Below are 15,127 nucleotides of genomic sequence, written 5' to 3'. Positions count from 1 at the left end.
ATCCCCTTACATGTCGTAGGTAAAATCGGCGATGTAGCGACGCCCCGTCACGGGCGTTCCCACCCCGTCGGTGGTCAGCGGCACGGACACTTCGTTCGGGCTGTCGCGCATATCCTCGACAGCGGCGTCGATATGCAGCGTGTAGCCCGCATCGAACAGGGCATCGGCCAGATCGAGCGTGATCTCAAGCGACCGGCCCGCGCCGACGCTGGCGCCGGTGATCCCGTTGACCTGCGCGGTATCGCCCCCCGTGGCGCGATACCATCCGGTCAGGTGTTTGTAATATTTCGACTTTCCGCCAGCCATCCAGAGACTGCCGACATAGGTGTCGGAGGCGTCCGTCACATAGAGCGCAAGATAGGCACCATCGCCGCCGTAAGTCTTGAGGTTGGTGGTCAGGGTGACCTGCCGCGCCATGGCAAGGCCGGGCATCGTCAGCGCCGTGGTCAGCACGAGGGTCGAGAGAAGGGATTTCATCGGGTCTATCCTTTGGTTGGAAGGTCAGGGGTCACAGGCGCTCAGTTCACCTTGACCTTCGGCGGCGTGCCGGTGCCGAACAGCCCGTTTTGCGGCGGCGCGACGGTGCCAGCCGGGGCCGGGTTGTCGGCAGCCGTGCCGTAGTCGTCATCGTCATCCTCGTAGTCCATTTCGACGACCTGAAGCGTCGCGGGGTCGAGCTTGACCTCGATCTCGCGGCCATCCGCATCGCGGCCCTCGATCTCGTAGCAGCCATCGTCGATTTCGAAGTCCGCAACGGTCCAGCCATTGTCTTGCGCCACCTGAAGCGCGGCTTCGCGGGGCTGCCACTGGTCGCGCGGCACAGAGCAGCCGTCATCGTCGGCAAGCACGACACCGGCGGGCAGCAGGGCAGCAATCGTCAGCATGGTCAGGGTCTTTTTCATGGGATCATCTCCTGTTTTCTGATGAACCCAATCTGGGGAGCCGATCTGAGGGCTTCCTGACACGACGGCGCTTTCTGCTTCAGCTTGTCGTCAGGAACGAAAAAGGCCCCGCCGGTCTGGGCGGGGCCGAGGCAGGCCGAAGGGACGAACGGCCTTGGGTTTATGGCATATCCGACGGTGCCGGGGCGCGCTTGTCACCGGTGACCATGGCGCGGGCGAGGTTCTCTTTGTGGCGGACGGAGGCAAGGATCACGCCACCGACATGCAGGGCCACAAGCAACAGCATCAGATTGGCAAGGGTCTCGTGGACGTCTCCGAGCATCTCTGCGGAATATCCGTTCTGGCCGTAGCCCTCGTACCCGTCATCATCATCGGCCCATGCGGGTGCCACGATCTGCGGCAGTTCTGGCAGCATCGCCATGCGGTCGGGTTCCTCCAGCAGCCAGCCGGTGAAGGCCGTGCCCGACAAGGTGAGCAGAAGCGCGATCACCATCGCGCCGCCCGCCGGGTTGTGTCCAAGATAGCGCCGTTCCCTGCCGCCGGTCATGTCCTTGAGATAGGCAAGCACCGCCCTCGGCCCCTTCACGAAGTGGGCAAAGCGCGCATGGCGGGGGCCGATCAGCCCCCAGACAAGACGGAAGGCCACAAGCCCCGCGACGACGTAGCCCGCGATCTCGTGCACGGTATCGAGTTCTTCGGCGCTTAGCCACGCCACCGCGAAGGCCGCGACGAGGCTCTAGTGAAAGACGCGCACCAGCGGGTCCCAGATGCGCACCAGACCGGCTGTGTCGCTTGGCCCCTGCGGGGCGGCGTCTGCTTCGCGATCAGTCATCGTCACGGCCCTTTCGTTTGTCGTCGTCATGGTCGTCGTCTTCGTCCTCGTATTCGAACTCGATCACATCGAGCGTGGCGGGATGGATCGTGACCTCGATCTGCCGCCCCTCCGCATCCCGGCCATCGATTTCATAACAGCCGTCGTCGATCTTGATCCGGCGCACGGTCCAGCCCTTCTCCTTGGCCAGCCCTGCAACCGCGTCCCGGGGCTGCCAGTTTTCCATCGGGACAAAGCAATCATCATCTGCCAGCGCCGGGCTGGCCGCGTAAACGGCGAGGCAGGCAAGTATCAGGGATGTCTTTCGCATGGGCCAAGCTCCTTGTTCCGGGCAGCGATATTCAGTTTATAGAGGGCCAAGCTGACGGCAGCCTGAAGCGCAATGTCCGGCGGCGTCAGCTTTGCGTCAGGCAGGCAGGCCATGTCTGGGGTGCGAGTATGAATAGGAGCAGAGCCGCCATGCGTATCCTGCTGATCGAGGATGACACCGTCTTGGGCCCCGCCGTGCGGGACCAGATCGCCGCCGATGGCCAGTCGGTCGATTGGGTGACGCGGCTGGATGCGGCGGGCGAGGCGGTGCGCGGGGCGTCCTACGACCTGATCCTGCTGGATCTCATGCTGCCCGATGGGCGCGGGATCGCGTTCCTCAAGACCTTGCGCAAACAGGGCGATGTGACCCCGGTCATCATCCTGACCGCGCTGGATCAGGTGTCGGACCGGATCGAGGGGCTGAATGCGGGGGCGGACGATTATCTGGTCAAACCCTTCGATCTGGCCGAACTGTCCGCACGGATCGGGTCTGTCGGGCGGCGCTACAGCGGCAATCCGAACCCGATCATCTGCCACGGGGCGTTGGACATCGACCTTGCCGCCCGCAGCATCCACCGCGATGGCAAGCCGGTGCAACTGACCGCCCGCGAATGGGCGCTGTTCGAGGCCTTCCTGTCGCGGCCCGGCCAGCTTCTGTCCAAGGCGCAGCTTGAAGAAAAGCTGTATGCCTTCGATACCGAGATCGACAGCAACACCATCGAAGTCCATGTCAGCCGTCTGCGCAAAAAGCTCGGGTCCAAACTGATCGAAACCGAGCGCGGCATGGGCTACCGGCTGGGCAAACCATGAGGCTGCCGCGCAGCCTGCAGGCGCGGCTCGGGCTGTCGGTCGGTCTGGTCCTTGCGGTCTGCTGGATTCTCGCCGCGACGGCGACGGCCGTTCTGGTGCGCCACGAGATGGACGAGGTGTTCGACGCCGCGCTGCGCGAGACGGCGGAACGCATCCTGCCTTTGGCCGTGACCGAAATCGTCGGTCGCGAAGAGCAGGGTCTGACGCAACGGCTCGCCGCCATCCGCGCCCATGACGAGTACTTCACCTATGTCGTGCGTGATCCTCAGGGCCGCATCCTGCTGCAATCCCATGCCGCCGACCCGTCGGTGTTTCCGCCTTATGACAGGCCGGGGTTCCACGACACCGCGAGCCACCGGCTTTATAGCGCCGCGGTGCTTCAGGACACGATCCGCATCACCGTCGCGGAGCCGCTGGACCATCGCAAGGAGGTGGCGCAAAGCATCCAGATGGGGCTTGGCCTGCCGCTCATGGTCGTCCTGCCCATCGCGCTTGCGGCCATCGTCTTGGCCGTGCGCAGGAACCTCGCCCCGCTGCGCCATTTTCGCGCCAGACTGGAGACCCGCAATGCGCGGGATCTGTCCCCGGTGCCCGCGAACGATCTGCCCGCCGAGATCGACCCGGTGGCCACCACGCTCAACAGCCTTCTGGCGCGGCTGCATTCCGCCTTCGAGGCAGAGCGCAGCTTTGCCGCCAATGCCGCGCATGAATTGCGCACGCCGCTCGCCGGGGCCATCGCGCAGGCGCAGCGCCTGCAATCCGAAACCGCCGACCCCGCTGCCAAGGCCCGCGCCGGAGAGATCGAGACAACGCTCAAACGGCTGACCCGCCTGTCGGAACGCCTGATGCAGCTTGCACGGGCCGAGGGGGGGCGGCTTCGCATGGAGCAAAGCACCGACCTGCGCGCTGTCGCGCAACTCGTGGTGCAGGATATCCAGCGCATGAGCGCGCCGGATCGTATCGTGCTGAGCTTGCCCGATGCGCCGGTCCTGTCGGACCTCGACCCCGACGCGTTCGGTATCCTGTGCCGCAATCTGGTCGAGAACGCCCTGCGCCACGGCGCACAAACGTCGCCGGTCGAGGTGACATTGACGCCCGACGGGCAGTTCATCGTCTCAAACGAGGGCCCCGTGCTGCCGCGCGACGCCTTGGACCGGCTGACAACCCGGTTTGAACGGGCGGGGTCGAGCACCGATGGCAGCGGGCTGGGCCTTGCCATCGTGGCCGCCATCGCGGACCGGTTTGGTCACCCGCTTGTCCTTGCCTCGCCCCGACCCGGTTCCGAAACCGGTTTTCAGGCCAGCGTGACGCTACCGACCGAGGGGTCGGGCACCTGGCCTTGAAACGGCGCGCGGATCGGATGGATGTCGCTCACCCCCGCGCGGCCACGGCTTTCTGGTAGGCGTTCAACGCGTCGATCAAACCGGGGCCTGTCGGTCGCTCGGTGCGGGCGCAGAACTCGGTCCAGATGGCACCATAGGGCAGGCTCTTGAGTTCTTCGGTCAGGATGAACCGGGTGGTGAAGTCGAGCGCGGTTTCGGCGGCGCGCAATCGGTCCTGCGGTGCAAGCAACGCTTCGAGCAGCGCCTTTTGCATGTTGCGCACGCCAATGACCCAAGCCGCCGTGCGGCTGATCGTGGCATCGAAGAAGTCGAGACCGATCCGCGTCCGCGCCAGCAGGTCGGAGAAGACGATTTCCTGCGCCATCGCCCGAATACTGTCGTCGAGCAGGATGACGTGGTCGCTGTCCCAGCGCATCGGACGCGAGACGTGCAACAGGATGTCCTGCACCGAAAGCGCCACGGCGGTCAGCTTGTCGGCCACGTTCTCGGTCGGGTGGAAATGGCCCATATCGAGGCAGAGCGCCGTCTGGTTCCGGATCGCATAGCCCAAGTAGAATTCGTGGCTGCCCACGGTCATGGCCTCTACGCCGATGCCAAACAGCTTGCATTCCACCGCGTCGAGCAGATGCGCCCTGTCGTGCTTCGGGGCGAGCATCGCGTCGAGCGATGTCTCCAGTCGCCGACGCGCGCCCATTCGGTCGACCGGATTGTCCTTGGACCCGTCCGGCACCCAGATGTTGTTGACGACTTCGCCACCCTGTGCCGCGCCCATCTGCGCCGCGATCTCGCGGCATCGCCTGCCATGCTCGATCCAGAAATCCCGGATGCCCTGATCCGGGTGCGACAGGGTCAGGTTGTCGTCGGCCTTGGCATGGGCAAAGAAGGTCGGGTTGAAGTCGAGCTTGATGCCCTGTTCCGCGGCCCATTCGAGCCACGGCGTGAAGTGCCGGAACTCGATCTCGTCGCGGTCCGGGCTCTCGTCCGTATCGAGGTAGAAGGCGTGCAGGTTCAGCCGGTGCTTGCCGGGGATCAGGGAATAGGCGAATTCCAGATCGGCGCGCAACTCATCCGGCGTGCGGGCGCGGCCGGGATGGTTGCCCGTGGCCTGAATACCGCCGCCCGAGGTGCCCGTCGCCTGCTCGAAACCGCGCACGTCGTCCCCTTGCCAGCAATGCATCGAGATCGGGATCGTCGCGAGCGTCGCAAGCGCGGCCTCGGTGTCGATGCCCCAGTCGGCAAAGGCCGCGCGGGCCTGTTCGTAGGTCATTCAAAATCCTCCCTATCGCGGATCACAGGCCGCCTTTGCCGCCAACGGCAAGGCCGGCTTTCGATCCACCGTCCGTTCAGCGCGTGAAGGCTTCCTTGTTGCCGGCGTCGACATTGATGATGTTGCCCGTGGACTTGGCCGACCGGTCCGAGGCGAGGAAATAGGCCGCCTCGGCGATGTCCTCCGGCAGGACCGACCGTTTCAGCAAGGAGCGCTGGCGATACATCTCTTCGAGGCCGCCCTTGTCGGTGCCATAGGTGGATGCGCGCTGTTCCAGCCACTCGCCCTCCCAGATCTTGGACCCGCGCAGCACCGCATCGGGGTTCACGACATTGACGCGAATGCCCGCCTCGGCCCCTTCCAGCGCGAGGCAGCGGGCCAGATGGATTTCCGACGCTTTGGCGGTGCAATAGGCCGAGGCATTGGGGGAGGCCGCGAGGCCGTTCTTGGACGCCACGAACACGACCGAGCCACCCAAGCCCTGCACCCGCAGCATCTTGAACGCCTCGCGGGAGACAAGGAAATACCCGGTCGAGAGGATGTCCATGTTCTTCTGCCACAGGTCGAGGGTGGTGTCTTCGATCGGGGCCGAGGAGGCGATGCCCGCATTCGACACAAGGATGTCGATGCCGCCGTATTCCACCGCGAGATCGGCATAGGCCGCAGAAACGGCGGTCTCATCCGTCACGTTCATCTGGACAGCGCGCACGACATCGCGCCCGTAGCGCTGGGTCAGGCTGTCGAGCGCCGTATCAAGTGTCTCAGGATCGATGTCCGCCAGCATCACGCAGGCCCCTTCGGACAGGTATCTGTCCGCCGTCGCCATGCCGATCCCGCCCGCGCCGCCGGTGACCAAGGCCACGCGGCCCGCCATGGACTTGGGCTTGGGCATGCGTTGCAGCTTGGCCTCTTCGAGGAGCCAGTATTCGATATCGAAGGCCTCCTGCTCGGGCAGACCGACATATTCCGACACCGACGAGGCGCCACGCATCACGTTGATGGCGTTGACGTAGAATTCGCCCGAAATGCGCGCCGTCGCCTTGTCCTTGGCAAAGGTGATCATGCCGACACCGGGCACGAGGTAGACCACTGCATTGGGATCGCGCAGCGCGGGGCTGTCCGCATGTTTGCAGCGGTCGTAATAGGCGGCGTAATCGTCGCGATAGGCGGCGATCTGGTCCGCCAAGCCAGCCAGCACGCCGTCGATATCGTTCTGCGCCGGGTCGAAGTCGATCACCAGCGGGCGGATCTTGGTGCGCAGGAAGTGGTCCGGGCAGGAGGTGCCAAGGGCCGCGAGGGCCCGCATGTCCTTGGCGTTCACGAATTCCAGAACCGTGGCGCTGTCCTCGAAATGACCGACCATGTGCTGGTTGCCCGAGACGAAGCCGCGGATCGCGGGCATCAACCGCGCCGCAACCGCGCGGCGCGCCTCCGGTGCCAGCGACGTATGCTCCGCGCCGCCAAAGGCCGCGACCCCGGCGGTCTTTTCCTCGAACCAGTCCATCGCCTTCTGGATGATCTCCAAGGTCAGTTCGTAGCAGGCCTTCGCGTCGTCATCCCATGTGAACAGGCCGTGGCTTTCGAGCACGACCCCCTTGGCCTGAGGGTTTTCGAGCGCGAATTTCTCCAGCCACAGACCCAGTTCGTAGCCGGGCTTCTTCCACGGCAGCCAACCGATCTCGTCGCCAAAGATCTCGGCGGTCAATTCGCGCGAATTCTTTGATGCCGCGATGGCGATGATCGCGTCCGGATGCATGTGGTCGACGTGCTTTTTCGGCACATAGGCGTGCAGCGGCGTGTCGATGGAGGCCGCGCGGGCGTTCAGGTTGAAGGTGCAATGCGGCAGGTAGCCGACCATCTCGTCTTCGTGGTCGACGCCGCGATACTTGCCCTTCAGGGCGCGCAGCTTGTCCATGTAGAGCGTGGCAAAGCCGTCCATCTTGATCGAGCCGACATCGCCGCCCGATCCTTTGACCCACAGCACCTCGACCTGATCGCCGGTGAGCGGATCGCTCTCCATCACCTTGGCCGAGGTGTTGCCGCCGCCGTAGTTCGTGATTCGCTTGTCGGAGCCCAGAAGGTTGGATCGGTACAGCAGCTTCTCGGGTTCGCTCATGTCCTTTGCACGGGCGTCATCCCACAGGTTTTGAAGCCGATTTTCGGCGCGGGTCAGCATGGTCATCCTCCCTGGAACGCCGCAGGATGCGGCCTCTTGCGTCGGGAACAGCGTGAGCGCAACCGTGCGGCAAGTCAAGCAAAACCGATCATAAACAATCATGCTGCACCGCAGTATGATCGAAAATGAAAGAAAATGATTGACCGAGACGGTGAATCAGGCATTCTTGGTATACGGGAGGACACAATGCACGAGACGGAACGCCACAGGATCATTCTATCCGCAGTCCAAGAGCGGCCCATCGTGACGGTGGCCGAGCTGGTGACGCTGACGGAAACATCCGAGGCCACCATTCGCCGCGACATCGCCACGCTTGACGGGCAAAAGCGCCTTCGTCGCGTGCGGGGCGGGGCCGAGGCGCTGACGCCGCCCGCGTTTCCGGGGCTTGCGGGCCGTCCGTTCAGCGTCAATCAGGCGATCAACGTCGAGGCCAAGACGGCGATTGCCCGGGAGGCGGTCAACCTGTGCAACGATGGTGAACCGATCATCATCAACGGTGGCACGACGACGTTCCAGATGGTGCATCCGCTGGTCAATCGCCGCATGCAGGTGCTGACCAACAGCTTTCCCATTGCCGAACACTTGCTGCGCCACTCCAAGAACACGGTGATGGTGCCCGGCGGCGCGATCTATCGCGAGCAGAACATCATCCTGTCGCCCTTCGACAACGACATGACGCGGCACTTCTACGCCCGGCGCATGTTCATGGGCGCCCATGGCCTTGGCCCCATCGGCCTGATGGAAGGCGACCCGCTGCTGATCCAAGCCGAAGAAAAGCTGATCGGGCAGGCCGATGAGCTGATCGTTCTGGCCGACAGTTCGAAATTCGAGAACCGGTCGAGCCTCGTGCTTTGCCCGCTCGACCGCATCGACGTCGTCATCACTGACGAGGGCATACCGGATCGCGCCGCCTCCATGCTGGAAGCGGCCGACATCCGGGTGATCGTGGCGCAGGGAAGCGCCGCGCGTGAAACGAACGCCGGTTGAGGCGCTCACTTTTGGGAGGAAAGACATGAAACTCACACGCAGACTGTTTGGTGGCGCGGCCATGGCCGCCGCTTTGATGGCCGGGTCCGTCGCAACGGCGCAGGAGGACACGGTGCGCATCGCGTTGGTGGTCAAGGCGCTGGGCATCGGCTTCTTCGAGGCCGCAGCCAAAGGCGCCGAAGAGGCGGCTGCCGAACTGGGCAATGTCGAGGTGATCTACACCGGCCCGACCGATACCACCGCCGAAGGCCAGATCGAGGTCATCAACGCGCTGATCGCGCAGCAGGTCGACGCGATCGCGGTCTCTGCCAATGACACCGACGCGCTGGTACCGGTTCTGAAAAAGGCGATGCAGCGCGGCATCACCGTGATTTCGTGGGACTCGGGCGTTGCCGCCGAGGGCCGTGAGCTTCACCTCAACCCGTCGTCCAACCCGTTGATCGGCAACATGATCATCAAGCTCGCCGCCGACGAACTGCCCGAGGGCGGCAAGGTTGCTGTGCTGTCGGCCACCACCACCTCGACGAACCAGAACACCTGGATAGCCGAGATGAACAAGGTGATGGGCAATTACGAGGGGATCGAAGTGGTCGGCACCGTCTATGGCGACGATCTTGCCGACAAATCCTATCGCGAGGCCACCGGCCTGATGCAGACCTATCCGGACCTCGACGCGATCATCGCGCCGACGTCGGTGGGCATCGTGGCTGCGGCGCGCGCCGTGGAGGATGCGGGCAAGGTGGGGCAGGTGAACGTGACCGGCCTTGGCCTGCCTTCGGAAATGGCGGGCGCGATCGAAAGTGGCGCGTCCAAGTCCTTTGCGATCTGGAACCCGATCGACCTTGGCTATTCGGCGACGATGCTGGCCTACCAACTGGCCACCGATGCGGCAGAGGCCGCGCCGGGTGCGGAAATCCCGATGGGCCGCATGGGCACGCTGACGCTGGACGAGAACACCGAGGGCGCGATGGCCGATCCCTTCGTCTATGATGCAAGCAACATCAACGATTTCAAGGATATCTTCTGATTTCCTCCCGTCCCGGCGCAGGGTGTTCCGGGGCCGCCCCCGGTGCCGCTTGCGCCGGGGGCCTAGACATTCCCACATCCAGCGGAGGCCACGATGCAACTCAGCGTCGAGTCCCGGCAGTTCGACAGCCCGCGGTCAGACATCTCTGACACGCCGGTTCTCGCCCTCAGGGACATCACAAAGACATTCCCCGGCGTGAAGGCGCTGGATGGCGTCTCGTTGGAGCTGTTCCCGGGCCAGGTCACCGCCCTGATCGGGGAAAACGGTGCAGGCAAATCGACGCTGGTCAAGACGCTCACGGGAATTTACCAGCCCGATAGCGGCACGATACATGTGGCGGGTGCGCCGGTCACTTTCGCCACGGCGCAGGATGCATCGGTTGCGGGCATCACCGCGATCCATCAGGAAACCGTCCTGTTCGACGAACTGACCGTGGCGGAGAACATCTTTATCGGCCATGCGCCGCGCGGCCGGTTCGGCCTGATCGACTGGAAGGCGATGCGGAGCCGCGCCGCATACATCCTTGCCCGGATCGATGCCGATCTGGACCCGGACACGCCGCTGCGCGATCTGGGCATCGCGTCGAAACATCTGGTCGCCATCGCCCGCGCGCTGTCGGTCGATGCGCGTGTCGTGGTGATGGACGAACCCACCGCCGCGCTGTCACACAAGGAAATCGAAGAGCTCTACGATCTGGTCGACCGGCTTAAGGCCGAGGGCCGCGCGATCCTGTTCATCAGCCACAAGTTCGACGAGGTCTTTCGCATCGCCGACCGCTACACCGTGTTCCGCGATGGCACCCATGTCGGTGCCGGGCTGATGGCTGACGTGACCGAAGGCGACCTTGTGCGCCTGATGGTCGGCCGCGACGTAAACCAGATTTTCCCCGAGCGCCGGAAAGCGCCGGGGGACGATGTGCTGAAGGTGGTCGGCTACGCCCACCCGACCGAGTTCGAGAACATCAATTTCACCCTGCGGCGGGGCGAGATCCTTGGCTTTTACGGTCTTGTCGGGGCAGGGCGGTCCGAGGTCATGCAGGCGCTTTTCGGGATCACGAAACCGTCCAAGGGCGTCACGCAGATCGACGGCCAGATCAAGGTGATCCGCTCCCCCGCCGAGGCGGTCGAGGCGGGCATCGTCTACGTCCCCGAAGATCGCGGCAAGCAGGGCGCGGTGATCGGTCTGCCGATCTTCCAGAACGTGACGTTGCCCTCGCTGACGCAGACCTCGCGCAGCGGCTTCCTGCGCCTGTCCGAGGAATTCGCCTTGGCGCGTGAATATACCGAACGGCTCGACCTGAGGGCGGCGGCGCTGGATCAGGATGTCGGCAACCTGTCGGGGGGCAACCAACAAAAGGTGGTCATTGCCAAGTGGCTGGCAACCAAGCCGCGCGTGATCATCCTCGACGAGCCGACAAAAGGCATCGATATCGGGTCCAAGGCCGCCGTTCACGCCTTCATGGCCGAACTGGCCGCGCAGGGGCTTTCGGTCATCATGGTCAGCTCGGAAATCCCCGAGGTTCTGGGCATGTCCGACCGCGTCATCGTCATGCGCGAAGGGCTGATCGCCGCCGAACTGGAGGGCGATGACCTGACCCCGGAAACACTGGTCCGCTTTGCGGCGGGGATCGGAGAGAGCGCATGAGCCTGTTCAAATCACGCGAAGCCTTGCTGGCCGGGGCCATCTTGGTGCTGCTCGCCCTGATCGCCAGCCGCTTTCCCGCCTTCATCGCGCCCGACAACCTTGCGCGGGTCTTCACGGACACGTCACCGTTGCTGATCCTCGCATTGGGGCAGACGGTGGTGATCCTGACGCGCTGCATTGACCTGTCCGTGGCGGCCAACCTTGCGCTGACCGGTATGGTCTGCGCCATGCTGAACGCCGCCATGCCCGGAGTGCCGGTCGTGGTGATCCTGCTGATCGCCGTGACGCTGGGCGCAGTGATGGGGATGGTGAACGGCCTTCTGGTGTGGAAGCTGGCGATCCCGTCGATCGTGGTGACGCTGGGCACCATGACGATCTATCGCGGCACCATCTTCCTGATCTCGGACGGGGCGTGGGTCAATGCGCACGAGATGTCCGCCGCCTTCACCGGCTTTCCACGCGCGACGGTGCTGGGGCTGCCGATGCTGGCTTGGTTCGGCATCCTCGCGGCGGTCGTCATGATCGTGATGATCCGCAGCACGCCGCTGGGGCGCGCCTTCTACGCGGTGGGCGGCAACCCGCACGCCGCCGTCTATACCGGCATTTCCGTCGGGCGCACGCAATTCTGGGCCTTTACCCTGTCGGGGGCTCTGGCCGGGCTGTGCGGCTATCTCTGGGTGGCGCGCTACGCGGTGGCCTATGTGGACATCGCCGGGGGCTTCGAACTGGAAGTCGTCGCCGCCTGCGTGATCGGGGGCATCTCCATCGCCGGAGGGGCGGGCACGATCCTTGGCACCATTCTCGGGGCGTTGTTCCTTGGCATCGTCAAGAACGCCCTGCCGGTCGTGGACATCTCGCCGTTTTGGCAGATGGCCATTTCGGGCACGGCGATCATCGTCGCGGTCACTTTGAACACCCGCAACACCAAGCGCAAGGGCCGCATCATCCTGCGCCGCGCGCAGGAGCAGACCGAAGGAGCCACCGCATGAGCGACGCAAGCCTCACACCGCGCCGCATCCCCGACCGCCTGCACAGCCCGGCCGCGCGCCTGCTGGGGTCGTGGGAACTGCTCCTGCTGGTCGTGGCGGTGGCGATCTTCATCGCCAATTCGCTGGCCTCGCCCTATTTCCTGAACGCCTGGAACCTCAGCGACGCGACCTTCAACTTCACCGAAAAGGCCATGATCGCCTTTGCCATGGCGCTTTTGATCATCGCGGGCGAGATCGACCTGAGCGTCGCGTCGATCATCGCGCTGGCCTCGACCGCGATGGGGGCTGCGGCATCGGTGGGCGTCGGCACGCCGGGGCTGATCGTGGTCGGTCTTGCCACCGGCCTTGCGTGCGGTGCCTTCAACGGTGCGCTGGTAACCCGTCTGGGCCTGCCATCCATCGTCGTCACCATCGGCACGATGAGCCTGTTCCGGGGCATCTCGTTCATCGTGTTGGGGGATGGGGCCTATCGCGACTACCCGTCGGATTTCGCCTATTTCGGACAAGGCTACGTGTTTTGGGTGATCTCATTCGAGTTCGTGCTCTTCGCCGTGCTGGCCGTCATCTACTATGTCCTGCTGCACCGCACCAATTTTGGCCGCACCGTCTATGCCATCGGCAACAACGCCACGGCGGCGCAGTTCTCTGGCATCCGCGTGGCACGGGTGAAGTTCATCCTGTTCCTGCTGACAGGCCTCATGTCCGGCGTGGCGGCGATCTGCCTGACCTCGCGGCTGGGATCGACGCGCCCGTCCATCGGCATGGGCTGGGAACTGGAGGTGGTCACCATGGTGGTGCTGGGCGGCGTGTCGATCCTAGGCGGCGCGGGCAGCATCCCCGGCGTGGTCATCGCCGCCTTCGTCATGGGGCTGGTGACCTTCGGCCTTGGTTTGCTGAACGTGCCGGGGATCGTCATGTCGATCTTCATCGGCCTGATGCTGATCGGCGTGATCGCCCTGCCACGCCTGTGGAAGATGTGGAGGAAGTGATGCAGAAACACGCCTTTACCATGCGGCTCGCCCCCGGTCAGGCCGAGGAATACAAGCGCCGCCATGACGACATCTGGCCCGAACTGGTCGCGCTTCTGAAAGAGGCGGGTGTCTCGGACTACTCGATCCATCTCGATCCGGACACGCATACCCTATTCGGGGTGCTGTGGCGCACGGACGACCACCGCATGGATGACCTGCCGGGAACCGAGATCATGCAGCGGTGGTGGGCGCATATGGCCGACATCATGGACACCCATCCCGACAACGCGCCAGTGACCAATCCGCTCCTGCCCATGTTCCACATGCCATGAGGGTGGCCGTCCTCGATATCGGCAAGACCAACGTCAAGCTGGCTCTGGTCGACATGGACAGCATGACCGAGATCGCCGTCGTGACGCGCCCGAACCGGGTCGTGGCGGGGCCGCCCTATCCGCATTTCGACATCGACGGGATCTGGGCCTTCGTTCTCGACGGGCTCCGGCGGATGCAGGCGGAACACGGCGTGGACGAGATCAGCGTGACCACCCATGGCGCCTGTTTCGTTCTGCTCGATCAGACGGGGGGCTTGGCCTGCCCGGTACTGGACTACGAACATGACGGTCCGGACAGCTTGGCGCGGGACTATGCCGCGATCCGGGGGGCTTTCGACGAAACCGGCGCGCCCCGTCTGCCTGCGGGGCTGAACGCCGGGGCGCAGCTGCATTGGCTGGTGGAAACCTTCCCCGATCTGCGGTCGCGGACCGCGCAGGTTGCCAGCTATCCGCAATACTGGTCCGGGCGGCTGACGGGATGCTTCGCCACCGAGCCGACATCGCTGGGCTGTCACACAGACCTGTGGCTGCCGCAAGAAGGGCGGTTTTCCGATCTGCCGGACCGGCTGGGTCTGACCATGGCCCCGCTCGCTGCGGCTGGCGATGTGGCGGGCGAGATCACGACAGAGGTGGCGCGTGTCACCGGCTTGCCCGCCGACACGCGGGTCCGGTCCGGCATCCATGACAGCAATGCCTCGCTTCTGCCCTATCTGCACGGGATGGAGGGCGCCTTTTCGGTGGTTTCGACCGGAACATGGGTCATCTGCATGAGCGTGGATGGCGATCCGGTCACGCTGGACCCGGCGCGCGACACCTTGATGAACGTCAACGCAATGGGCCATCCCGTGCCCTCTGCCCGGTTCATGGGTGGCCGCGAATACAACCGGATGACGCCAGAGACATCGACGCCCACACGCGACGACATCGCCCATGTCCTGACCTCACACAAAGCCCTGTATCCGGCAGTCGAACAGGGGTCTGGGCCGTTCCCCACCGCGCATGGCGGCTGGAGCGATGCGTCGATGAGCCAAGGCGAAAAGGGCGCGGCCCTGTCATTTTACCTCGCCCTGATGACAGGTACCTGCCTGCATCTGATCGGCGCGCAGGGGCCAATCATCGTCGAAGGGCCCTTTGCCCGAAACGACCTGTTCCTCGACATGCTGGCGGTGCAAACCGGTCGACAGGTTCTTGTCTCGAACACGGCCACCGGCACCAGCATGGGCGCGGCCTTGCTGTGCGCGCAGGCCCCCGCCCGGCAGGTTCACCTGACCGAACGGCACGCGCCCGCCGATGCCCGGGGTCTGTTCGACTATGGCGCAGCTTGGACCCAAAGGGTGCAACGCATTTATCCAACCGGAGGCTGACCGGCGCACCGTGCATCGCGGTGGTCACTCCGCAGCCAGCGCGGCCCGGTCCTGACGCGGCGACCGACCGAACTTCCGTGCATATTCGCGCGAAAACTGGGCGGAGCTTTCATACCCCACGCGAAACGCCACTTCGGACACCTTGGCATCCGAGCCACGCAGCGCGTCGCGGGC

General features: G+C 64.5%; 16 protein-coding genes. 9 read left to right on the top strand and 7 right to left on the bottom strand.

Annotated features, from left to right (window positions below; genetic code table 11):
* Window positions 1-6 precede the first annotated feature (6 nt).
* The 4 genes from D8Z78_RS20600 to D8Z78_RS20585 form a co-directional block, all read right to left on the bottom strand.
* Window positions 7-477: a DUF2271 domain-containing protein gene (locus D8Z78_RS20600; protein WP_121632494.1), complete on the bottom strand. Its 471-nt coding sequence runs from the start codon at window positions 475-477 to the stop codon at window positions 7-9.
* Between the two features lie 41 nt (window positions 478-518).
* A complete protein-coding gene (locus D8Z78_RS20595; protein ID WP_121632493.1) occupies window positions 519-902 on the bottom strand; it encodes a PepSY domain-containing protein in 384 nt (127 codons plus the stop codon).
* A gap of 160 nt (window positions 903-1,062) precedes the next feature.
* Window positions 1,063-1,617 (bottom strand): cytochrome b/b6 domain-containing protein, encoded by a 555-nt coding sequence (locus D8Z78_RS20590; RefSeq protein ID WP_240672202.1) that lies wholly within the window; start codon window positions 1,615-1,617, stop codon window positions 1,063-1,065.
* Between the two features lie 109 nt (window positions 1,618-1,726).
* Window positions 1,727-2,044, bottom strand: a complete 318-nt coding sequence (locus tag D8Z78_RS20585; protein ID WP_121632491.1) for a PepSY domain-containing protein — start codon at window positions 2,042-2,044, stop codon at window positions 1,727-1,729.
* Window positions 2,045-2,193: 149 nt separating this feature from the next.
* Between D8Z78_RS20585 and D8Z78_RS20580 the strand changes: the two genes are divergently transcribed.
* Both D8Z78_RS20580 and D8Z78_RS20575 read left to right on the top strand, forming a co-directional pair.
* The gene (locus D8Z78_RS20580) at window positions 2,194-2,853 is read left to right on the top strand and encodes a response regulator transcription factor (protein WP_121632489.1); all 660 of its coding nucleotides are present in this window, start codon (window positions 2,194-2,196) and stop codon (window positions 2,851-2,853) included.
* Complete coding sequence (locus D8Z78_RS20575) at window positions 2,850-4,196, top strand: ATP-binding protein (RefSeq protein ID WP_121632487.1); 1,347 nt, start codon at window positions 2,850-2,852, stop codon at window positions 4,194-4,196. Before D8Z78_RS20580 ends, D8Z78_RS20575 begins: the two co-directional genes overlap by 4 nt.
* 28 nt (window positions 4,197-4,224) lie before the next feature.
* Here D8Z78_RS20575 and D8Z78_RS20570 read toward each other — a convergent pair whose 3' ends face one another.
* Together D8Z78_RS20570 and D8Z78_RS20565 are read right to left on the bottom strand one after the other, a co-directional pair.
* A complete protein-coding gene (locus D8Z78_RS20570; RefSeq protein WP_121632486.1) occupies window positions 4,225-5,463 on the bottom strand; it encodes an L-rhamnose isomerase in 1,239 nt (412 codons plus the stop codon).
* A 76-nt stretch (window positions 5,464-5,539) separates the two neighbouring features.
* Entirely contained in the window at window positions 5,540-7,639 is a 2,100-nt protein-coding gene (locus D8Z78_RS20565; protein WP_121632555.1) for a bifunctional rhamnulose-1-phosphate aldolase/short-chain dehydrogenase, read from the bottom strand.
* A gap of 186 nt (window positions 7,640-7,825) precedes the next feature.
* Here D8Z78_RS20565 and D8Z78_RS20560 point away from each other — a divergent pair, with 186 nt between their 5' ends.
* The 7 genes from D8Z78_RS20560 (at window position 7,826) to D8Z78_RS20530 (ending at window position 14,953) form a co-directional block, all read left to right on the top strand.
* On the top strand, window positions 7,826-8,626 hold the full coding sequence (locus D8Z78_RS20560) for a DeoR/GlpR family DNA-binding transcription regulator (protein WP_121632484.1): 801 nt from the start codon (window positions 7,826-7,828) through the stop codon (window positions 8,624-8,626).
* Window positions 8,627-8,651: 25 nt separating this feature from the next.
* Complete coding sequence (gene rhaS / locus D8Z78_RS20555) at window positions 8,652-9,653, top strand: rhamnose ABC transporter substrate-binding protein (protein WP_121632483.1); 1,002 nt, start codon at window positions 8,652-8,654, stop codon at window positions 9,651-9,653.
* Window positions 9,654-9,746: 93 nt separating this feature from the next.
* Window positions 9,747-11,297, top strand: coding sequence for a sugar ABC transporter ATP-binding protein (locus D8Z78_RS20550; RefSeq protein ID WP_121632481.1), 1,551 nt, complete (start codon window positions 9,747-9,749; stop codon window positions 11,295-11,297).
* Entirely contained in the window at window positions 11,294-12,286 is a 993-nt protein-coding gene (locus tag D8Z78_RS20545) for an ABC transporter permease (protein WP_121632479.1), read from the top strand. Before D8Z78_RS20550 ends, D8Z78_RS20545 begins: the two co-directional genes overlap by 4 nt.
* Complete coding sequence (locus D8Z78_RS20540) at window positions 12,283-13,275, top strand: ABC transporter permease (RefSeq protein ID WP_121632477.1); 993 nt, start codon at window positions 12,283-12,285, stop codon at window positions 13,273-13,275. The genes D8Z78_RS20545 and D8Z78_RS20540 overlap by 4 nt, the downstream gene beginning before the upstream one ends.
* Window positions 13,275-13,589, top strand: a complete 315-nt coding sequence (rhaM, locus tag D8Z78_RS20535; protein WP_121632476.1) for an L-rhamnose mutarotase — start codon at window positions 13,275-13,277, stop codon at window positions 13,587-13,589. Before D8Z78_RS20540 ends, rhaM begins: the two co-directional genes overlap by 1 nt.
* Window positions 13,586-14,953, top strand: coding sequence for an FGGY-family carbohydrate kinase (locus D8Z78_RS20530; protein WP_121632474.1), 1,368 nt, complete (start codon window positions 13,586-13,588; stop codon window positions 14,951-14,953). The genes rhaM and D8Z78_RS20530 overlap by 4 nt, the downstream gene beginning before the upstream one ends.
* 24 nt (window positions 14,954-14,977) lie before the next feature.
* Here the strand turns inward: D8Z78_RS20530 and D8Z78_RS25085 are convergent, their stop codons facing one another.
* Window positions 14,978-15,115: a helix-turn-helix domain-containing protein gene (locus D8Z78_RS25085; RefSeq protein ID WP_255446368.1), complete on the bottom strand. Its 138-nt coding sequence runs from the start codon at window positions 15,113-15,115 to the stop codon at window positions 14,978-14,980.
* Window positions 15,116-15,127: the final 12 nt, after the last annotated feature.

The sequence above is a fragment of the Tropicibacter alexandrii genome, assembly GCF_003667315.2.
Classification (GTDB): domain Bacteria; phylum Pseudomonadota; class Alphaproteobacteria; order Rhodobacterales; family Rhodobacteraceae; genus Tropicibacter; species Tropicibacter alexandrii.
The sequence above is the reverse complement of the archived record's forward strand: the minus strand, read 5'-3'. Positions and strand labels throughout refer to the sequence as shown.